The 21245-nt window shown below is 70.9% G+C and carries 16 protein-coding genes; 7 read left to right on the top strand and 9 right to left on the bottom strand.

Annotation, left to right across the window (positions count from 1 at the left end; all coding sequences use genetic code 11):
• Positions 1–204: 204 nt before the first annotated feature.
• Positions 205–3777 (bottom strand): bifunctional glycosyltransferase/CDP-glycerol:glycerophosphate glycerophosphotransferase, encoded by a 3573-nt coding sequence (locus ACZ52R_RS26185; protein ID WP_465616264.1) that lies wholly within the window; start codon positions 3775–3777, stop codon positions 205–207.
• Positions 3778–3911: 134 nt separating this feature from the next.
• On the opposite strand from ACZ52R_RS26185, the gene ACZ52R_RS26180 reads away from it, so the two are divergent.
• Positions 3912–4910, top strand: a complete 999-nt coding sequence (locus ACZ52R_RS26180; protein WP_465616266.1) for a glycosyltransferase family 2 protein — start codon at positions 3912–3914, stop codon at positions 4908–4910.
• Positions 4911–4977: 67 nt separating this feature from the next.
• Complete coding sequence (locus tag ACZ52R_RS26175; protein ID WP_465754254.1) at positions 4978–5982, top strand: YihY/virulence factor BrkB family protein; 1005 nt, start codon at positions 4978–4980, stop codon at positions 5980–5982.
• A 27-nt stretch (positions 5983–6009) separates the two neighbouring features.
• Here the strand turns inward: ACZ52R_RS26175 and ACZ52R_RS26170 are convergent, their stop codons facing one another.
• Positions 6010–7215: a D-alanyl-D-alanine carboxypeptidase family protein gene (locus ACZ52R_RS26170; protein WP_465616270.1), complete on the bottom strand. Its 1206-nt coding sequence runs from the start codon at positions 7213–7215 to the stop codon at positions 6010–6012.
• Between the two features lie 141 nt (positions 7216–7356).
• Between ACZ52R_RS26170 and ACZ52R_RS26165 the strand changes: the two genes are divergently transcribed.
• A complete protein-coding gene (locus ACZ52R_RS26165) occupies positions 7357–7614 on the top strand; it encodes an SCO4848 family membrane protein (protein ID WP_030059128.1) in 258 nt (85 codons plus the stop codon).
• Positions 7615–7716: 102 nt separating this feature from the next.
• On the opposite strand, the gene ACZ52R_RS26160 is transcribed toward ACZ52R_RS26165, so the two are convergent.
• From ACZ52R_RS26160 to ACZ52R_RS26130, 7 genes are all read right to left on the bottom strand, one after another.
• The gene (locus ACZ52R_RS26160) at positions 7717–8490 is read right to left on the bottom strand and encodes a succinate dehydrogenase iron-sulfur subunit (RefSeq protein ID WP_360495214.1); all 774 of its coding nucleotides are present in this window, start codon (positions 8488–8490) and stop codon (positions 7717–7719) included.
• Positions 8490–10232, bottom strand: coding sequence for a succinate dehydrogenase flavoprotein subunit (gene sdhA, locus ACZ52R_RS26155; RefSeq protein ID WP_360495217.1), 1743 nt, complete (start codon positions 10230–10232; stop codon positions 8490–8492). The genes ACZ52R_RS26160 and sdhA overlap by 1 nt, the downstream gene beginning before the upstream one ends.
• 51 nt (positions 10233–10283) lie before the next feature.
• On the bottom strand, positions 10284–10775 hold the full coding sequence (sdhD, locus tag ACZ52R_RS26150) for a succinate dehydrogenase, hydrophobic membrane anchor protein (RefSeq protein WP_360495220.1): 492 nt from the start codon (positions 10773–10775) through the stop codon (positions 10284–10286).
• Between the two features lie 8 nt (positions 10776–10783).
• Complete coding sequence (gene sdhC, locus ACZ52R_RS26145) at positions 10784–11164, bottom strand: succinate dehydrogenase, cytochrome b556 subunit (protein WP_189916136.1); 381 nt, start codon at positions 11162–11164, stop codon at positions 10784–10786.
• Between the two features lie 309 nt (positions 11165–11473).
• Complete coding sequence (locus ACZ52R_RS26140; protein WP_465616274.1) at positions 11474–11959, bottom strand: 2-oxo-4-hydroxy-4-carboxy-5-ureidoimidazoline decarboxylase; 486 nt, start codon at positions 11957–11959, stop codon at positions 11474–11476.
• Positions 11960–12293: 334 nt separating this feature from the next.
• Positions 12294–13943, bottom strand: coding sequence for an alpha/beta hydrolase (locus tag ACZ52R_RS26135; RefSeq protein ID WP_465616276.1), 1650 nt, complete (start codon positions 13941–13943; stop codon positions 12294–12296).
• Between the two features lie 91 nt (positions 13944–14034).
• Entirely contained in the window at positions 14035–14775 is a 741-nt protein-coding gene (locus ACZ52R_RS26130) for an SDR family oxidoreductase (RefSeq protein ID WP_360495229.1), read from the bottom strand.
• Between the two features lie 120 nt (positions 14776–14895).
• On the opposite strand from ACZ52R_RS26130, the gene ACZ52R_RS26125 reads away from it, so the two are divergent.
• The 4 genes from ACZ52R_RS26125 to ACZ52R_RS26110 all read left to right on the top strand — a co-directional run bounded on the left by ACZ52R_RS26125 (position 14896) and on the right by ACZ52R_RS26110 (position 21241).
• Complete coding sequence (locus ACZ52R_RS26125; protein WP_360495231.1) at positions 14896–16521, top strand: acyl-CoA mutase large subunit family protein; 1626 nt, start codon at positions 14896–14898, stop codon at positions 16519–16521.
• 227 nt (positions 16522–16748) lie between these two features.
• A complete protein-coding gene (locus ACZ52R_RS26120; RefSeq protein ID WP_465616278.1) occupies positions 16749–18014 on the top strand; it encodes an amidohydrolase in 1266 nt (421 codons plus the stop codon).
• Between the two features lie 280 nt (positions 18015–18294).
• Complete coding sequence (locus ACZ52R_RS26115) at positions 18295–19356, top strand: BMP family lipoprotein (RefSeq protein WP_465616280.1); 1062 nt, start codon at positions 18295–18297, stop codon at positions 19354–19356.
• Positions 19357–19648: 292 nt separating this feature from the next.
• Positions 19649–21241 (top strand): ABC transporter ATP-binding protein, encoded by a 1593-nt coding sequence (locus tag ACZ52R_RS26110; protein WP_465616282.1) that lies wholly within the window; start codon positions 19649–19651, stop codon positions 21239–21241.
• Positions 21242–21245: the final 4 nt, after the last annotated feature.

Below are 21245 nucleotides of genomic sequence, written 5' to 3'. Positions count from 1 at the left end.
CTTCGGAATGGAAATTCATATCCCATCCGGAAATGGCACCAAGGTCAACTGCACGCTTTTTCGAATTGCCCGGAGAATTCATTTCCTGGAACATGGGTGCGGAAATGACTCAGGGGTTCGAGAAAATGTCGAATATGGGCTCCGGGAAATGCGGAGGCGCCCGACACCGGTGGTGTCGGGCGCCTCTCGGACCGTTCGCGGTGACTACTCCTTGCGGAGCATCGCGTCGACCACCCGGGCGGCGGCCTTGCCGTCGTCCAGGTCGCAGTACGCCTCACGGAACGCGGCGGCCTTGTCCGCGAACTCGGCCGCGACCTCGTCCACCCGGCCGAGCGCGGAGACCAGCTCCTCGGAGGTGGCCAGCAGCGGGCCGGGCGCCTCCGCCTCGAAGTCCAGGCTGAATCCGCGCAGGTTGTCCCGGTAGTGCTCCAGGTCGTGGGTGAAGAAGAACATCGGCTTGCCGGTCGACGCGAAGTCGAACACGCTCGACGAGTAGTCCGTCACCAGCACGTCGGCGATCAGCAGCAGCTCCGCCATGTCGGGGTAGCTGCCGACGTCCCAGATGTAGCCGTTGCCGGCACCCGGGATCTGCCCGCACATCACGTTGTGCCGGCGCACCAGCAGCACCTGGTCGTCGCCGAGCGCGGCCTTCGCCGCCTCCAGGTCGATCCGCAGGTCGATCTGGTAGCCGCCCTGCGGCCGGCGCCGGTCCTCGCGCCAGGTCGGCGCGTAGAGCACGACCTTCTTGCCCTCGGGCAGGCCGAGCCGCTCCCGGACCTGCTCGGCGGTCTTGTCCCGGTCGGCCGCGAACAGCAGGTCGTTCCGGGGCGCACCGCTCTCCAGGATCTCGCCCTTGAAGTCGAAGGCGCGCCGCAGCACCGGGGCCGCCCAGCTGCTGCCGGCCACCAGCAGGCTCCAGTTCGGAACCTCCCGGGCCAGGGACTTGAGGTAGTTGGAGTCGGTGAACCAGACCTTCTCGAAGTCGAAGCCGACCTGCTTCAGCGGGCTGCCCTGCCAGGTCTGCAGAACGACCTGGCCGGGGCGGCGGACGAAGAAGTCGGGCAGGTGGGTGCTGGTGACGATGTACTTGGCGGTGGCCAGCGCCTCGAACCACTCCGGGCTCCACAGCCGGACCGCCGACGCGCTCTGCGGCAGCTCGACCTGCATGTCGTCGCTGCCCCACAGGTGCTCCAGCGCCAGACCGCGGCGGACCAGCTCCTCGTGGACCGCCCGCGGCGAGTCGGCGTACATGCTGCCGTTGCCGGCGTTGTACAGCACCGTGTCGCGCACCGGCAGCCGGCGGGCGGCCGGGTAGTCGACGCTGCGCAGCTGGCGCTGGCGGTAGCCGGACCGCTCCTCGGGCAGCAGCGCCGCGTGCGCCTCCAGCGACAGGCCGTCGTGGTGGCGGCGCTCCAGCACGATGCGCTTGCCGCGGGACTCCACCTCCAGCGGCAGGGCGGCGAAGCAGACCGGGGTGACCTGCGCGGAGGCGTCGGTCAGCTTCTCGACCGGCGCGCCGACCTGGCGGAAGTAGACGTCCCAGGTGCCCTTGGCGAACGGCACCCGGCCGGCGAACGAGGCCGTCGGCACGGCGGGCAGCGCGGTGCGGAACCGGCCCTCCGAGATCTCCACCGGGTAGACGTGCTCCTCCTCGCGCCAGTTGTGCCGGACCACCAGCTCCCAGAGGTGCGCGCCGGGCAGCGGGAACGAGCCGCTGAGCAGGAAGCCATCGGCGCCGCGCGAGGACACCTCGTCCACCAGCGGCTGCAGCAGCTGGTCGGAGAACTGCAGGTAGCCGCTGGGGGAGGGCTTGGAGTACAGCGCCCGGCGCAGACCGGCCGGGGCCTGCGGGTTCAGCGGCAGGTGCAGCTGCTCGGGCGCGTTGCGCTCGTCCCAGACCAGCCGGACGACGCTGCCGTCGGCCAGCAGCAGCGCGGTGTCCCAGCGGTCGCGGGCGCGCTCGGCGGCCACCGGGTCCAGCTCGGCCCAGGCCTCGCGGACGGCGGTCAGCTCGGCGACCTGGAAGGACGCGGTGAAGGGCTGCAGGGAGCCGACCGGCGCGTCCAGCTCCAGCGGGACGTCCAGGGTGCGGTCCGACTCGACGTGGGTGAGCTGCAGCCGGGCCCCGGCGAAGCTCGGGCCGGAGCGGGCCGCGCCCGAGACCTCCACCCGGCCGGCGTGCGCGGCCAGGCCGGTCACCCGGGCCTTCACCGTCTCGACCCGCAGGTAGACGAAGCTGTCCCGGACCCACGGCATGATCCGCACGTCCGGCTCGACCCAGTGCGAGGGGATGTACTGCGCGGTGTCGCTCCAGCCGGCCGAGATCCGGCCCTTGTACACCCCGCCCTTGCCCGCGCCGGCCACCAGGAAGCGCCAGTGCCCGTCCTTCCACTGGCCGCGGTGCTTGAGCTTCTTCGGGTCGAGGGAGACGGAGAAGCCGGACCAGTCGCAGCTGTACAGGTCGTGGTTGCAGCTCGCGGTGGCCTCGGGGCTGTACGTGGTCTTCATCGGCACCGCGATCACCCGGCGGCCCTTGGTCTCGCGCAGCACCAGGGTGCGGACCATGTCGTGCTTGTTGGCCGCGCCCAGCTGCTCCGGGTACGCGTGCCCGGTCAGCTGCAGCTTCCCGCCCACCCAGGCGCTCTCGTACAGCCGGCTGCGCATGACCAGCGAATTGTCCAGCTTGAGCACGCCGGACGGCACGCTCTTGCGCCCGCCGCGCAGGAACGGGTAGTCGGCGTACGGGCGCAGCAGACCGCGGGCCTGGACACCGCCGCCGCTCTCGCCCTCGTACTTGATCTGCTCGACCAGCTCGTCCACCCGGCCCGCCAGGGTCAGGTGGAACTTCAGCCGCAGCGGCGCGCGCAGCTTGCGGACCTGCTCGGGGCCGATCGCCCGGAGCAGCCGGCTGACGTTCTGCACGTAGGCGTCCCGGTACTCCTTGTCGCCGTCCACGACGGACCAGAAGAACATCGGGATCTCCTCGACGAGGGTGTTCTCGTCGTAGGAGCGCAGGTACTGGGCGAAGCGCGGCTCGGTCTGCTTCTTCAGCCACTCGCGGACCAGCTCGACCGAGGCCACGCGGTCGATCAGGCCCTTCGGGTTGGTGCGCATCTGCGTGATCGACATCTCGCCGACCTCGCGCTCGCGCCAGTGGTAGATCGGCTCGGAGAGCACGTCCACGCTCTTGGCCAGGTAGTGGTGCGGGACGCTGACCGGGGCGTCCTCGTACAGGATGCCCTCGGGGTACAGGATGCCCGCGGCGTCGAAGAAGGAGCGCCGGTACACCTTGTTCCACGCGGTGCGGTCGGTGACCAGCGCCGGGACCTCGGTGATGTGGGTCTTGAGCTTGGTCTCCTTGAACGGCTTCACGTGGCCGCCGGACTGGTAGTAGCCCACGGCGCGGAAGCGCAGCACGTTGCCGGTGCAGAAGTCCGAGCCGGTCTCCTCCAGCGTGTTGATCATCAGCTCGTACGCGCTCGGCGGCATCGAGTCGTCACTGTCCACGAAGCACAGGAACTCGGAGTCCGGGTCGATGTGCCGGATGCCGGTGTTGCGGGCCGCGCCGAGGCCCTTGTTCACCTGGCGGACCAGCCGGAAGCGCGAGTCCTTGGCCGCGTACGCCTCGGCGAGGGCCGCGCTGTCGTCCTTCGAACCGTCGTCGACCATGACGCACTCGAAGTCCGTGAAGGTCTGGGCGGCGATCGAGTCGAGGCACTCGACGAGATAACGCTCGACGTTGTAGATCGGAACGACGATGGAGAGGCGGGGAGCCATCGGCTACGCAGGCCTTTCTGGGGAAGGAGCGTGGCAGCCCGGTGGGGGCCTGACCGCACTTTGATCGGTGCGTACGTGCGACCCGATCCTACCTCTGGGCCAGGGCCCTCCCCGGGGGCCACTACGCTGGGCCCGTGCCCCGCTTCAGCGTCGTCGTCCCCGTGTACAAGGTCCAGGACTACCTCGCCGAGTGCCTCGACTCGGTGCTCGGCCAGGACGGCCCGGACCTCGAACTGATCGCGGTGGACGACCGCTCCCCGGACGCCTGCGGCACGATGCTGGACGAGGCCGCCGCCGCCGACCCCCGGGTCCGGGTGCTGCACCTGCCGGAGAACGTCGGCCTCGGCCGGGCCCGCAACGCCGGCCTGGACGTCGCCGGCGGGGACTACGTGATCTTCCTCGACAGCGACGACACCCTCACCCCCGGCCTGCTCAAGGCCATCGACGAGCGGCTCGCCGCCACCGGCGACCCGGACGTCCTCGTCTACGACTACGCCCGCACCTACGTCGACGGCCGGACCACCCGGGCCGCCTCCGCCCACGTCTTCGGCGCCGCCTCCCCGGACGTCTTCGACCTCGCCGCCCGCCCCGACCTGCTCGACCTCCTCCAGGTCGTCTGGAACAAGGCCTACCGCCGCGACTTCATCACCGAGCAGCAGCTGGTCTTCCCCGCCGGCTACTACGAGGACACCCCCTGGACGTACCCGGCGCTGCTCGCCGCGAGCCGGATCACCCTCCTCGACCGGATCGGCGTGCACTACCGCCAGCGCCAGGAGGGCGGCAACATCCTGGCCACCGCGAGCCGCAAGCACTTCGACGTCTTCGCCCAGTACGACCTGGTCTTCGCCTTCCTCGACCGCCGCCCCGACCTGGACCACTGGCGCCCGGTCGTCTACGGCCGGATGCTGCACCACCTCAACACCGTGGTCTCCAAGCCCGGCCGGGTCCCGCCCGGCGACCGCCGCGAGTACTTCCGCCGCGCCGCCGCGCACTGCACCCGGCTGCGCCCCGCCGGCTACCGGCCGCCGGCCGGCGTGGACGGCGTACGCACCGAGCTCCTCAGCCACGGCCGCTACGGCGCCTACCAGGCCGTCCGCGCCGTGGCGAAGGCCCGCCGCCTCGTCAAGCGGTAGGCAGGTCCGCCGGATTCGGGCCCGCGCCTGAGGGCCATTCGGGGGACGGGCCGGTATAACCGGTCGGGTGGACTTCCTGACTCGCCTTCCGGCCATCGGCCCGCTCGTCGCCCGGGTGCTGCGCAGCCGCCCGTACCGGGTGTACGAGTACTTCTCCGCCGCCCGCGGCAACCGGCTGGCCGGCGCCGTGACCTTCTTCGGCTTCCTGGCCCTCTTCCCGCTGCTCACCGTGGGCCTGGCGGTCGCCGTCGCGACGCTCAGCGACAGCCAGGTGCACGACCTGCAGACCCGCATCTCCGACCAGTTGCCGGGCCTCTCGGACGCGCTCAACCTGCCGTCCCTGGTGGCCAGCGCGGGCGCGGTCGGGGTGGTCGGCGGGGCGCTGCTGCTGGTCTCCGGCCTCGGCTGGGTGGACACCATGCGCACCTCGATCCGGGACCTGTGGCAGCTCCCCGACGAGGAAAGCAACCCGGTGCTGCGCAAGGCCTGGGACGTCGTGGTGCTGGGCGGCCTCGGCCTGGTGTCGCTGTTCTCCCTCGCCGCCTCCGCCGCCGGGACGACCCTGGCCGGGCGGATCGCCGGCGCGATCGGCCTGGGCAGCGGCTACCTGCTGACCGGCGTCGGCGTCCTGATCGCCATAGGGTGCGACACCCTCCTGTTCGCCTACCTGCTGGCGCCGTTCCCCGGAATCACCGGCCAGCGCCGCCGGGACCTCCTGCAGGGCGCGCTGATCGGCGCGGTCGGCTTCGAACTGCTGAAGCTCCTGCTCGCCTCCTACCTGGGCTCGGTCGCCGGGCGGAGCCTGTACGGGGCCTTCGCCACGCCGGTCGCGCTGCTGCTGTGGATCAACTTCGTCTGCCGGCTGCTGATGTACTGCGTCGCCTGGACCGCGATGGCCGACCCGGCGGCCGCCCGGGAACGGACCAGGGCGCACGGACGGGCCCTGCTGGAGGCCGCCGACGAGGCGGAGGCGCAGGCCGAGAAGGCCGCGGCGCGCCCGGAGAAGGCCGAGGCACACGCGGAGAACGGCAAGGCGCACGCCGAGAACGGCAAGGCCCGGTCCCAGGACTGAGACCGGGCCCGCTCGCTCGACGGGCGGTCAGCCGGCGGAGCGGCGCCGCCGCAGGACCAGCGCGCCGTACCCGACCCCGACCCCGGCCAGCACGACGGCCGACCAGCCGACGAGGCCGAGCCCGTCATCCCCGGCAGCCGCGGGCGCGCCCGCGGTGGCGGGCCCGGTGGCGGCGGGGGAGGGGTGCGGCGGTGGCGCGGGCGCACCGGCCGTGCCGCCGGCCTGGCCCGTCGGCTCGGCGCCACCCGGCGGGACCTCGTCGACCAGCTTGCCGACCGGCTGGACCTTGCCCGCCGCGGCGAAGCCCCAGTCCAGCAGGGCGGCCGTCTCGTCGTACACCTTCTGGTAGCTCGCCGGGTGCATCACCGTCACCAGCAGGGTGCGCCCGTCACGCTCGGCCGCCCCGACGAAGGTCGAGCCGGCATTGGTGGTGGTGCCGTTCTTCACCCCGATCAGCCCCGGGTACTTGCCCAGCAGCCGGTCGGTGTTGGCGATCCCGAAGCTGCCGCGCTGGCCGGTGTTCTTGTCCACGGCGCCCGGAAACATCGCGTCCCGGGTGGCGCAGTAGCTCCGGAAGTCCGCGTTGCGCAGGCCGGCCCGGGCGAACAGCGACAGGTCGTACGCCGAGGAGACCTGGCCGTCCATGTCGTAACCGTCCGGGGAGACCACCCTGGTGTCCTTCGCCTGCAGCGCCTCGGCGCGCGCCTGCATCTCCGCGACGGTCTGCTGGACGCCGCCGTTCATGTGCGACAGGACGTGCACGGCGTCGTTGCCCGAACTCAGGAACACCCCGCGCCACAGGTCCTCGACCCGGTACTCCAGGTTCTCCTTGATGCCGACCAGGCTGCTGCCGGCGCCGATCCCCTGGATCTCCTCGTCGGCGACCTTGTGCACCGCGTTGCGGTCGAACTTGGGCAGCACGGTGTCCGCGAAGAGGATCTTCAGGGTGCTCGCCGGAGGCAGCTTGAGGTGCGGATTGTAGGACGCCAGCACCTCGCCTGACATCGCGTCGGAGACTATCCAGGACTGGCCGGTGAGGTCGCCCGGCAGCGCGGGGGCGCCCGCCAGCGGGGCGACCTGCACCCCGGGGTTCCCCAGCCGCTCGCCGCCGACCGCGGCCGACGGTGGCGGCTGCTGCGGGGCCGCGACCGCCACCGGGGCGACGAGCAGGACCGGGAGGGCCGCGGTGACCGCGGCGCACAGACGCGCGAACGTGTGAGGGGGTGTGGGCACCAGCAGACCGTACCCATTCCCGACCCCGGGCGTCCGCCACTCCGGGCCCGTCCTCCGCAGGAGGGGCCCGCCGTACGCCGATCGGCGGCCCGCGCATACTGGGGACGCACACCACCTTCACACCCCCGTCGAGGACCACCCATGAAGCTCAGCCGCCGCACCTCCTGGTTCCTGACCGCCTTCGGGGTCTGGTCGATCATCATCTGGACCACCTTCGTCAAGAACCTGTGGAAGGACTCCGGCGGCCAGGCCTTCACCAACGGCGACCACTCCCAGCCCACCGCCTTCTTCTGGGTCCACCTCCTCCTCGCCGTCACCTCGTTCGCCCTCGGCATCGCCGTCGGCACCATCGGCCTCCGCGGCCTCCGCGCCACCCGCCGCACCCCGGCCACCGACTGAAATCCCGCGCGCGACCGACCTCGGCGCGCTGCGTTAGGGGAACGCGAAGGCCCCCGTCCGATCCGGGGATCGGGCGGGGGCCTTCGCGGTTTCAGGCGGGGGTCAGAAGCGGCGGGTGACCAGCGCCCGCTTCACTTCCTGGATCGCCTTGGTGACCTCGATGCCGCGCGGGCAGGCCTCGGAGCAGTTGAAGGTGGTGCGGCAACGCCACACGCCTTCGCGGTCGTTGAGGATCTCCAGGCGCTGCTCGGCACCCTCGTCGCGCGAGTCGAAGATGAAGCGGTGCGCGTTGACGATGGCGGCCGGGCCGAAGTACTGGCCGTCGTTCCAGAACACGGGGCAGGACGACGTGCACGCGGCGCACAGGATGCACTTGGTGGTGTCGTCGAAGCGCTCGCGGTCCTCGGCGGACTGCAGGCGCTCGCGGGTCGGCTCGTTCCCCTTGGTGATGAGGAACGGCATGACGTCCTTGTACGCCTGGAAGAACGGGTCCATGTCCACGACGAGGTCCTTGAGGACCGTGAGGCCCTTGATGGCCTCGATCGTGATCGGCTTCTCCGGGTCGACGTCCTTGATCAGGGTCTTGCACGCGAGCCGGTTGCGGCCGTTGATCCGCATGGCGTCGGAGCCGCAGATGCCGTGCGCGCAGGAACGGCGGTAGGTGAGGGTGCCGTCCTGCTCCCACTTGATCTTGTTGAGCGCGTCCAGGACGCGCTCCTTCGGGTCCATGGTGAGCTGGTAGTCGACCCACACCGGGTCCGGGTGCTCCTCCGGGTTGAACCGGCGGATCCGGAAGGTGACGGTGATCAGCTGGACACCGCCCGCCTCGACCGCGTCCAGAGCGGCCGAGTGCTTCTCCACAGTCGGAGTGCTCATCAGTACTTACGCTCCATCGGCTGGTAGCGGGTCGTGACGACCGGCTTGTAGTCGAGGCGGATGGAGGTGGTGCCGTCGGCGGCCACCTCCTGGTACGCCATGGTGTGCTGCATGAACTTCACGTCGTCACGGGTCGGGAAGTCCTCGCGGTAGTGGCCGCCGCGGGACTCCTCGCGGGCGAGCGCGGAGACGGCGAGCACCTCGGCCAGGTCGAGCAGGTTGCCCAGCTCGACGGCCTCCAGCAGGTCCGTGTTGTAGCGGAAGCCCTTGTCCTGGATGGCGACGTGCTTGTAGCGCTCGCGCAGTGCGGCGATGTCCTCGACGGCCTGCTTCAGGGTGGCGCCGGTGCGGTAGACCATGGCGTTGGCGTCCATGGTCTCCTGCAGCTCCTTGCGGATCTGCGCGACGGACTCGGTGCCGGTGGACTCGCGGAGGCCGTCGACCAGGGCCTGGACCTTCTCGGCCGGGTTCTCGGGCAGCTCGGTGTAGTCCACGGTCTGCGCGTAGTCGGCGGCGGCGATGCCCGCGCGCTTGCCGAACACGTTGATGTCCAGCAGCGAGTTGGTGCCCAGGCGGTTGGCGCCGTGCACGGACACGCAGGCGACCTCGCCGGCCGCGTACAGGCCGGGGACGACGTCGGTGTTGTTGCGCAGGACCTCACCCTCGACGTTGGTCGGGATGCCGCCCATGGCGTAGTGCGCGGTGGGCTGGATCGGGATCGGGTCCGTGTAGGGCTCGATGCCGAGGTAGGTGCGCGCGAACTCGGTGATGTCGGGGAGCTTGGCGTCGAGCTGCTCCGGCGGCAGGTGGGTGAGGTCCAGGTAGACGTGGTCGCCGTCCGGACCGCAGCCGCGGCCTTCGCGGATCTCGGTGTAGATCGCGCGGGAGCAGACGTCACGGGACGCGAGGTCCTTCATGACGGGGGCGTAGCGCTCCATGAAGCGCTCGCCGTCCTTGTTGCGCAGGATGCCGCCCTCGCCGCGGGCGCCCTCGGTGAGCAGGATGCCCATGCGCCAGATGCCCGTCGGGTGGAACTGGAAGAACTCCATGTCCTCCAGCGGCAGGCCGCGGCGGTACACCAGGGCCTGGCCGTCACCGGTGAGGGTGTGGGCGTTGGAGGAGACCTTGAAGAACTTGCCGGTGCCGCCGGAGGCGAACACGACCGACTTGGCCTGGAAGACGTGGATCTCGCCGGTGGCCAGCTCGTAGGCGACGACGCCGGCCGTCCTGCCCTCGTTGATCAGCAGGTCGAGGACGTAGAACTCGTTGAAGAACTCGACGCCGTGCTTGACGCAGTTCTGGAACAGCGTCTGGAGGATCATGTGGCCGGTGCGGTCGGCCGCGTAGCACGAGCGGCGGACCGGGGCCTCGCCGTGGTTGCGGGAGTGACCGCCGAAGCGGCGCTGGTCGATGCGGCCCTGCTCGGTGCGGGAGAAGGGCAGGCCCATCTTCTCCAGGTCGAGGACGGCGTCGATGGCCTCCTTGCACATGATCTCGGCGGCGTCCTGGTCGACCAGGTAGTCACCGCCCTTGACCGTGTCGAAGGTGTGCCACTCCCAGTTGTCCTCTTCGACGTTGGCGAGGGCGGCGCACATGCCGCCCTGGGCCGCGCCGGTGTGGGACCGGGTCGGGTAGAGCTTGGTCAGGACGGCGGTGCGGCTGCGCTGCGTGGACTCGATGGCCGCGCGCATGCCGGCGCCGCCGGCGCCGACGATGACGGTGTCGTACTGGTGAATCTGCATGGGGGGTTAACTCGCCTCTGGCCTCTGCCGATGGTCGATGGTGCTCGCGGCTCAGATGTTGGGGTCGAAGGTGAAGATCACCAGGGTGCCCAGCAGCACGGTGAAGACCGTGGCGGTACCCATGAGTCCCTTGAGCCAGAGCCGGGTCGAGTCCTTCTCGGCGTAGTCGTTGATGACCTGACGCATGCCGTTGGCGCCGTGCAGCATGGCGAGCCAGAGCATCAGGAGGTCCCAGCCCTGCCAGAACGGCGAGGCCCAGCGGCCGGCCACGAAGGCGAAGCCGATCTTGGAGACGCCACCGTCGAGCATCAGCATGATGATCAGGTGGCCGAGGATCAGGGCGACCAGGACGACACCGGACAGGCGCATGAAGAGCCAGGCCAGCATCTCGAAGTTGGTGCGGGTGCGGCGCGGGGTCTTCTTGGTCCGCTGGCGCGGCGGCTCGATGACGAAGGCGTCGGCGGGGTTGCCGGTGCCGAGGCCCTTGCCGGTGTGCGCCTGCTTGGAGGGGACGACGATGGCGTCGGAGATTTCCGTGGACATGTGTCAGCTCACTTCCCGAACCAGGAGATCAGCGTGTGCTGCAGGATCCCGTAGAAGGAGCCGGCCATCAGGAGCACCCAGACTCCGACCACGGTCCAGAGCATCTGCTTCTGGTACTTCGGGCCCTTGGACCAGAAGTCGACCGCGACGACGCGCAGGCCGTTCAGGGCGTGGAACAGGATGGCGGCCACCAGGCCGTACTCCATCAGGTTCACGAGGGGAGTCTTGTACGTCTGAATGACGGTGTCGTAGGACTCCGGCGACACTCGCACGAGGGCGGTGTCCAGGACGTGGGCGAACAGGAAGAAGAAGATGAGGACGCCGGTGACTCGATGAGCCACCCAGCTCCACATGCCTTCCCGGCCGCGGTACAGCGTTCCAGCCGGCACGGAAAAACCCTCCGGAAGCGGATTGGGGGCTCGGCCGGCTTCGGTGTCGGTCAGCCCGGCCGGGTACGGTCCACCGGCCGCGAGCATCCTATCGACGCCTTCTCCCGTGCCGCCTCCGGGGGCCCCAGGTGTGATCAATCAGGCACTTCTGGCCTAGTGGGGCGGGAACCGGGGCGGAGTTCGCCACTCCGAGTGGCGACATGGTCGCGCCCCGCACATGAGGGTGCGGGGCGCGGCGGTCAGGCTTCATTCGCAATTCACCCGTACGGGCGGTTTCGCCCCCCGGATGTGCGGCGGGCGGGGGGCGGCTCAGTGCGCTCCGGCCTCCGAATGGGTGGCGACCAGGTGTTCCAGCCGGGTCAGGGCGATCCGGCGGAGCTCGTCCGCCGCGATCAGCCGCTCCTCGTCCGGGTCGTTGGCCAGTCGGATGCGGATGGAGGAGAGCACGGTGTCGAGCATCTCCTCCGGGGCGACGCTCTCCAGGCAGACCACGAAGACGTGGCCGAACCGGGCCTCGTACGCGGCGTGCGCCGCCCGCAGCGCGGTGTGCGCGGCCTGGCTGCCGGGAGCCCGCATGCCGAGCAGCGGCTGCGGCATCCAGCTCTCGTCCGCCAGCGCCTCGGCGAGGTCGGCCGGGCGGAGGTCGTAGGAGGCCTCGCTGGCGGCGGCCAGCAGGGACTCTATGTCGGGGTACGGCCGGTGTGCGGTGAGCCGCAGGGCCCAGCGGCGGCTGCCGCAGCAGGCCAGGAGGGCCTCCTCGGCGGCGCCGGCGTCGGCCTCGTTGAAGCGGTGCAACCCGAGGAGGGTCGGCTCTGTTCTGACGTCGAGCCGCTGTGACGGGATGTCGCTGGCCAGCGGGTCCTCCTCGTGAGGGCGGGAAGGTGCCGGTGAAGCAGGGGTGGTGAAGCAGATGAAGTATGGGGCTGCGGAGAGGCGCTCGGCGCCGGTGGGGCAGCGTCTCAAAGGTAGTTGAGGCGTCATCAGTTGGGGAGGGCGCGCGCCGAATTCATCCGGACGAGCTATCAAGTTGTGACGTTGACACCTTCGCGTCAGCGCCCTCCCCGCGTTCATCTGCTAATCGCACGGCCTGCCGGGCCGCCCGGGCCAAGGTGCGGGCTCAGGTGCGGGCTCAGGTGCAGCGGGTGCCCGCGGCCGGCATGGTGCCCTCGGTCAGGTAGGCCTCCATGGCCCGGTCGATGCAGGTGTTGCCCTTGCCGAAGGCGCCGTGGCCCTCGCCGACCCGGGTGAGCAGGGTGGCGTTGGCGAAGCCCTTGGCCAGGGACTCGGCCGAGGCGTACGGGGTGGCCGGGTCCCCGGTGGAGCCGACCACCAGGATCGGGGCGCTGCCCTCGGCCCGGACGGTGTGCGGCTTCTCCTGGGTCTTGAACGGCCAGTAGGCGCAGCCGGGCTCGCTGTAGTCGTCCACCGTGACGCCCTTGGACAGCAGCGGCGCCTCGGCGAGCAGCCGGTCCACCGCGGCCCTGGCGTGTTCGGGGGTGGGCGCGGGGCGGGCGGTGTCGGCGCAGCCGATCGCGGCGTTGGCCTCCTCCATGGGGCTGTAGTGGCCCTTCTCGTCGCGGCCGTCGTACTCGTCGGCGAAGGCCAGCAGCAGGTCCCCGCGCTTCATCGTCATCGCCATGCCCAGGCCGGCCCGCAGGTACTGCCAGGAGGTCTTCTCGTCGCCGTAGAGCATCTGGATGGTGCCGGTCCAGGCCAGGTCGCGGCCGAGCTTGCGGCCGTCCTTGGCGGTCAGCGGGCTGTCGTGCAGGCTGTCCAGGAAGTCGGCGGCCTTCTTGGCGGCCGCGTTCCGGTCCTTGCCGAGCGGGCACTCGGCGGCGTGGTTCTCGACGCAGTCGGCGGCGAAGCGCTCGAAGGACTTCTCGAAGCCGACCTGCTGGTCGACGCCGTGGTCCAGGCTGTCCTCGGCCGGGTCGACGGCGCCGTCCAGGATCAGTCGGCCGGTGTTCTGCGGGAACTCCTCGGCGTAGAGCGCGCCGAGGTAGGTGCCGTAGGAGATGCCCAGGTAGTTGAGCTTCCGGTCGCCGACGACGCCGCGCAGCACGTCCAGGTCGCGGGCGGTGTTGCGGGTGCCGACGAAGGGCAGCAGCTTGCCGGACTTGGCCTGGCAGGCGGCGGCGTGGTCGGTGGACTGCTTGATCTGCGCGGCCTTGCGCTCGGCCGGGTCCAGCGGCTCGTCCAGCTGGTTGACGGCGTCGTGCTGCTTGTCGTCGTAGCAGACGACCGGCGAGCTGCCGCCGGTGCCGCGGGGGTCGAAGCCGATCACGTCGAAGCGGTTGTGCAGGGCGCCGACGAAGTCCTTGGCGCCGTACTCGACCATCTCGACGCCGGAGCCGCCGGGGCCGCCCGGGTTGACCATCAGCGAGCCGATCCGCTGGTCCGGCTTGGCGGCCGGGTACTTGATCAGCGCGAGGTCGATCGCGTCGGTGGCGGGGTTGGCGTAGTCGAGCGGGACGTGCAGCTTGCCGCACTTCATCCCGGAGGTGTCGATCTTGGCCTTCTCGGCCTGGGGGTCGGCCGGGCAGTCCGCCCAGGTGATCTGCTGGCCGTAGAAGGGCTTGAGGGCCGGGTCGGCCTCACCGGTGGCCTTGGCGGTCGGCGCCGGGGTGGCCGTGCCCGAGGCGGCGGCGGGCGCGGAGGTGCCGGCGGCCTTGTCCTGGGCCGGCTTGGCGGTGTCGTCGCAGGCGGTGGTGAGGAGGAGGGTGCCTGCCGCCACGGCGGTCAGCAGGACTCGTGGGCGGGCGGCCCGGAAGGTTCTCATCGCACGTGTGTACCACTGGGTGGTGACGCGTTCGATCATGGCCCTCCCGTGCCGAGTCGATCGGTCGCCTCCGGGCGCCCGCCCGGCCCGGTCAGCCCCGGTGGACCTTGTGGTTGGCGGCCTGCGCCCGGGGGCGGACCACCAGCAGGTCGATGTTCACGTGCGAGGGCCGGGTGACCGTCCAGGCCACGGTGTCCGCGACGTCCTCCGAGGTCAGCGGCTCGGCCACGCCCGCGTACACCGCGGCCGCCTTCTCCTCGTCGCCGCGGAAGCGGGTGATCGCGAAGCCCTCGGACTTCACCATGCCGGGCGCGATCTCGATCACCCGGATCGGCTCTCCGCACAGCTCAAGCCGCAGCGTGGCCGCGATGGTGTGCGCGGCGTGCTTGGCGGCGACGTACCCGCCGCCGCCCTCGTACGCGGTCAGCGCGGCGGTCGAGGAGAGCACCAGCACCGTGCCGTCGCCGGTGGCCCGCAGGGCCGGCAGCAGCGCCTGCGTCATGTGCAGCACGCCGAGCACGTTCACCTCGTACATGGCCCGCCAGTCGGCCGGGTCGCCGTGCTCGACGGTCTCGGCGCCGATCGCGCCGCCGGCGTTGTTCACCAGGACGTCCACCCGGCCGACCTCGGCCGCGAAGGCGTCCACGGCGGCCCGGTCGGTGACGTCCAGCGGGTACGCCCGGCCGCCGATCTCCTTGGCCAGCGCCTCGATCCGCTCGGTGCGGCGGGCGGTCACCACCACGTCGAAGCCCTCGGCCGCCAGCCGGCGGGCGGTCGCCGCGCCGATTCCACTGCTGGCACCGGTGACCACGGCCACCTTCTGCTCGGTCATTGCCACTCCCTGGGGCTCATCGGTCGTTCACCCGATCATCTCAACCGCGTCGGCGCCCCGGCCGACCGCCCGCGTCCTACATTGCGAGGACCCGTGCCCGCCGATCCCCTGGAGGGACCCATGGCAGCCGATCCGCGCCGCGCCGAGTCGGGCCGCGCCCCGGAACCAGCCCGGCTTTCCGAATCAGGCCTCCCGATCGAGCCGCTGTACGGCCCCGAGGCACTGGCCGGCTGGGACCCCGCGACCCGCCTGGGCCGCCCCGGGGAGTACCCGTACACCCGGGGCGTCTACCCGACCATGTACACCGGCCGGCCCTGGACGATGCGCCAGTACGCGGGCTTCGGCACCGCCGCCGAGTCCAACGCCCGCTACCGGCAGCTGATCGCGGGCGGCGGCACCGGCCTGTCGGTCGCCTTCGACCTGCCCACCCAGATGGGCTACGACTCGGACGCCCCGCTCGCGGCCGGGGAGGTCGGCAAGGTGGGCGTGGCGGTGGACAGCGTCGAGGACATGGCGGTGCTGTTCGACGGCATCCCGCTCGGCGAGGTCTCCACCTCGATGACCATCAACGCGCCCGCCGCCCTGCTCCTGCTCCTCTACCGACTGGTGGGCGAGGCCCAGGGCGTGGCGCCGTCGGCGCTCACCGGCACCGTCCAGAACGACGTGCTGAAGGAGTACATCGCCCGCGGCACGTACATCTTCCCGCCACAGCCCTCGCTGCGGCTGGTCGCCGACGTGTTCCGGTACTGCCGGGCCGAGATCCCGCGCTGGAACACCATCTCCATCTCCGGCTACCACATGGCCGAGGCCGGGGCCGACCCCGCGCAGGAGATCGCCTTCACCCTGGCCAACGGCATCGCCTACGTCCGGACCGCGATCGCCGCCGGGATGGCCGTGGACGACTTCGCGCCCCGGCTCTCGTTCTTCTTCGTGGCCCGGACGACCCTTCTGGAGGAAGTGGCCAAGTTCCGTGCCGCGCGCCGGATGTGGGCCAGAGTCATGCGCGAGGAGTTCGGCGCGCAGGACCCGCGCTCGCAGATGCTGCGCTTCCACACCCAGACCGCCGGGGTGCAGCTCACCGCCCAGCAACCCGAGGTCAACCTGGCCCGGGTCACCGTGCAGGCGCTCGCCGCGGTGCTCGGCGGCACCCAGTCGCTGCACACGAACAGCTACGACGAGGCGATCGCGCTGCCCACCGAGAAGGCCGCCCGACTCGCCCTGCGCACCCAGCAGGTGCTCGCCCACGAGAGTGACGTGACCGCCACCGTCGACCCGTTCGCCGGGTCGTACGCCGTCGAGTCGCTCACCGACGAGGTGGAGGCCGCCGCGCTGGCGCTGATGGCCCGGATCGAGGACCGGGGCGGTGCGGTGGCCGCGATCGAGCAGGGCTTCCAGAAGGGCGAGATCGAACGCACCGCCTACCGCGTCCAGCAGGAGACCGACTCCGGCGAGCGGACCGTGGTCGGCGTCAACCGCTTCCGGATGGACACGGAGGAGCCGTACCAGCCGCTGCGGGTGGACCCGGCGATCGAACGGCAGCAGGCCGGCCGGCTGGCCCGGCTGCGGGCCGACCGCTCCGCCGGCGCCGTCACCCGGGCCCTGGACGCGCTGCGCCGCACCGCCGAGGGGCCGGACAACGTGCTGTACCCGATGAAGGAGGCGCTGGCCGCCCGGGCCACCGTCGGCGAGGTGTGCGACGCGCTGCGCGAGGTGTGGGGGACGTACGCCCCGGTGGAGCGCTTCTGAGATCCGCGGTTCCGGGATTCGCCTGAACGGCCGTCAACGGCCGGTCGCCGTTCAGGACGTGGCGGCCGTGACCACCGGCCGGTGTGATCGTTGCACAGGGCAAGCAACCCGGGGAAGGCGGCTGAAACGAGATGTCATACCCACCTGTCCGGCCGGTATGCGCCCATCTGGGGACTAATTTTCCGGAAGTCGGGCCAAAACCCCCCAACAGGCCTACGCTTGGGGAGATGAACCGTCCTGAGCCCGCTCAGCCGGGCGCCACTCTCGCCGCCGCACGCCCCGCTGTCGAACTGCGCGACCGGGTCAGGGCGCTGGAGCCCGAGCTGATCGCCTTCCGCCGTGATCTGCACCGGCATCCGGAACTGGGTCGACAGGAGTTCCGTACCACCGGGCTGCTGCGCGACCGGCTGGTGGCGGCCGGCCTCGAACCCCGGGTGCTGCCCGGCGGCACCGGCCTGCTCGTCGACATCGTCCCGGCCGGCATCGCCCCGGGCGCCGAGTTCCTGGCCTTCCGCGCCGACATCGACGCGCTGCCGATCGACGACGCCAAGACCGACGTGCCGTACCGCTCGACCGTCCCCGGCCGGGCCCACGCCTGCGGCCACGACGTGCACACCTCGGTGCTGCTCGGCGCCGGCCTGGTGCTGGCCGAGGCCGCCCGCACCGGTGAGCTGCGCCGACCGGTCCGGCTGATCTTCCAGCCGGCCGAGGAGGTCATGCCGGGGGGCGCGTTGGACGTGATCAAGGCCGGCGGGATGGACGGCGTCGGCCGGATCTTCGCGGTGCACTGCGACCCGAAGGTGGAGGTCGGCCGGATCGCCCTGCGCACGGGGGCGATCACCTCGGCCTGCGACCGCCTGGTGCTGCACCTGGACGGCCCCGGCGGGCACACCGCCCGCCCGCACCTGACCACCGACCTGGTGACCGCGGTGGCCCGGATGGCCGCCGACCTGCCCGGCGCGCTGGCCCGCCGGATGGACCCGCGCTGGGGCGTCAGTCTGGTCTGGGGCCGGATCGCCTCCGGCTCCGCGCCCAACGTCATCCCGCAGCACGCCGAACTGGAGGGCACCGTCCGCTGCCTGGAGCTGGACGGCTGGCGCGAGGCGCCGGACCTGCTGCACGAGCTGATCGCCAAGCTCGCCGAGACCTACCGGGCCAAGTGGACGCTGGACTACCACCGCGGGGTGCCGCCGGTGGTCAACGAGGCGGTCTCGGTCGCGCAGCTGGACGAGGTGATGCACGCGCGATTCGGGCGCGAGGGTTCTGTGGTGGTCGAGGGCACCGAGCAGAGTCTGGGGGGCGAGGACTTCTCCTGGTACCTGGAGCACGCCCCGGGCGCGCTGGCCCGGCTGGGCGTCCGAGCCCCCGGTGACACCACCGTCCGTGACCTGCACCAGGGCCGGTTCGACGTGGACGAGCGGGCGATCGGCATCGGTGCCGAGCTGTTCGTGGCGCTGGCGCTGGAGGCGGACGGCGACCGAGGGAACGGCTGAGGGAGCAGCTGAGCGCGCGACTGGGGCCGCCTCCGCGGGCCGGGTGGCCGACACGTGGGCGGATCGTCGGGATCCGGGGTTCGGGAACGGTTCCGTAAACTGGGCCGAACCAATCTCGGATCACCGTCCGTGGAGGAGGAAAGAGTCTCGGGGCGGGCGTCAGACCACGGTTTGATAACAACCCGAATGCTCTGGCACCCCGTAACACAACCGTGTTCTACGCGCGTTACGGTGGCGTCCGACCACGCCAAACGGTTGCGTGTCAGAAGGAGAAACTCCCTTGCGCCGTTCAATGAAGCTCGCCGCGGTTGTGCTCTCGGGTTCCCTGGGCATGGCCTCGCTCGCCGCTTGCGGCGCAAAGAGCACCGACAGCACCTCTTCTTCCGCCTCGGGCGACGGTTCGCTCAAGGTCGGCATGGCCTACGACATCGGCGGCCGCGGCGACCAGTCGTTCAACGACTCCGCCGCCCGCGGTCTCGACAAGGCCAAGGCCGACCTGGGTGCCTCCGTCACCGAGGCCGAGGCCAAGACCGGTGAGGCCGAGGCCGACAAGGAGACCCGCCTCAAGAACCTGGTCGACGCCGGCTACAAGACCATCATCGCGGTCGGCTTCGTCTACCAGCCGGCGGTCAACAAGATCGCCAAGGACAACCCGAACGTGAAGTTCGCGATCATCGACTCGAACGACAAGGACCAGCCGTCCAACGTCACCTCGCTGCTCTTCGCCGAGCAGGAGGGTTCGTACCTGGCCGGTGTCGCCGCCGCCAACAAGTCGAAGGCCCACCACATCGGTTTCATCGGTGGTGTGCAGTCCGAGCTGATCAAGAAGTTCCAGGCCGGTTACGAGGCGGGTGCCAAGTCCGTCGACCCGAACATCGTGATCGAGACCACCTACCTGACCACGCCCCCGGACTTCACCGGCTTCAACTCGCCCGACAAGGGCAAGGAAGCCGCGCAGGGCCAGCTCGACAAGGGCGCGGACATCATCTACTCCGCCGCCGGCTCCTCCGGCAACGGCGCCATCGAGGCCGTCGCCAACAAGCAGGGCGCCCTGGCCATCGGTGTCGACTCCGACCAGGCCGCCCAGCCGGCCCTGGCGAAGTACAAGAACAGCATCATGACCTCGATGGTCAAGAACGTCGACAACGCGGTCTACGCGTACATCGACTCGGTCAAGAAGGGCAACGCCTTCACCGGGATCAAGCTCTTCGACCTGAAGGCCGACGGTGTCTCCCTCGCCACCACCGGTGGCAAGATCGACGACATCCAGGACAAGCTGAAGGCCGCCGCCGACGCCATCAAGAGCGGCGCCACCACCATCCCGACCGCGCCGGCCAAGTAAGGCCGCGCGTCTCGGACGCGACAGCGCCTGCCGCCTGCCCGGCAGCGCGATGATCGACACAGTTCACGGGAGGGGCCCGGCAGGGTGCGCTCAACGCGTACCCCCGGGCCCCGTTCCGTCCCCCCGTTTCCCCCCTTGGCCCTCCGAGCGCAACGACGCGCCTCCAGACCACCAGGAGACCGCCATCACCGCATCCGACCCCGTCCCCCTGCGCAAGGACGGCACCCCCAGCGCGGGGACGGCGACACCGGCCGTCGAACTGCGCGGCATCACCAAGCGCTTCCCCGGTGTCGTGGCCAACCACGACATCAACCTCACCGTCCGCACCGGCACCGTGCACGCCCTGATGGGCGAGAACGGCGCCGGCAAGTCGACGCTGATGAAGATCCTCTACGGCATGCAGAAGCCGGACGAGGGCACCATCGCGATCAACGGCGAGCAGTGCGAGTTCAACACCCCCGGCGACGCCATCTCCCGCGGCATCGGCATGGTGCACCAGCACTTCATGCTGGCCGACAACCTCACGGTGCTGGAGAACGTCGTCCTCGGCGGCGAGAAGATCCACGGCATCGGCGCCAAGGCGAAGGCGAAGATCAAGGAGATCTCCGACCAGTACGGCCTGGGCGTGCGCCCGGACGCCCTGGTGGAGGACCTCGGCGTCGCGGACCGCCAGCGCGTCGAGATCCTCAAGGTGCTGTACCGCGGCGCCAAGATCCTGATCCTCGACGAGCCCACGGCCGTGCTGGTCCCGCAGGAGGTCGACGCGCTGTTCGACAACCTGCGCGAGCTCAAGTCCGAGGGCGTCACCGTCATCTTCATCTCGCACAAGCTGCACGAGGTGCTGGCGGTGGCCGACGCGATCAGTGTCATCCGGCGCGGCACCACGGTCGGCGACGCCGACCCGAAGGCCGTCACCGCCCGCCAGCTCGCCGAGATGATGGTCGGCGCCGAGCTGCCCTCCCCGGAGAGCCGCGAGTCGACCGTCACCACGGCCGAGATGCTCGACGTCAAGGACCTGCGGATCGCCAAGACCGACGCCGAGGGCATCGAGCGCGTCGTCCTGGACGACATCTCGCTGCGCATCCACAAGGGCGAGATCCTCGGCATCGCGGGTGTCGAGGGCAACGGTCAGGCCGAGCTGGTCGAGGCCATCATGGGCATGCTGCCGCTGGACGGCGGCACCGTCACCCTGGACGGCAAGGACCTCTCCGGCACCCTCACCCGGTCCCGTCGCGAGGCCGGCATCGGCTACATCCCCGAGGACCGCCACAAGCACGGCCTGCTGCTGGAGGCCCCGCTCTGGGAGAACCGCATCCTCGGGCACGTCACCGAGGAGCCCAACTCCAAGGGCGTGCTGCTCGACCCGTCCGCCGCCCGGGTGGACACCCGCCGGATCGTCGAGCAGTACGACGTCCGCACGCCCGGCATCGAGGTCACCGCGGCCTCGCTCTCCGGCGGCAACCAGCAGAAGCTGATCATCGGCCGCGAGATGAGCCACCAGCCCAAGCTGCTGATCGCCGCCCACCCCACCCGCGGTGTGGACGTCGGTGCGCAGGCCCAGATCTGGGAGCACATCCGGGTCGCCCAGCGGGAGGGCCTGGCCGTCCTGCTGATCTCCGCCGACCTGGACGAGCTGATCGGCCTCTCCGACACCATCCGGGTCATCTACCGCGGCCGCCTGGTCGCCGACGCCGACCCGGCCACCGTGACCGCCGAGGACCTGGGCACCGCGATGACCGGTGCGGCCAGCGGCCACATCGAGTCCGAGCCGGATGCGCTCGCCGAGGCGCACGCCGTCGCCGCCGAGGGCACCGAGGCCGAGGACACCCCGGCCGACGGCACCGACCCGTCCGACACCGCCGACGACCCGCAGGCGGGGGAGTAACCAC

This window comes from Kitasatospora sp. NPDC034023, assembly GCF_055575795.1.
Note: the sequence above shows the minus strand (reverse complement) of the source record. Positions and strands in the feature narration are given on the sequence as shown.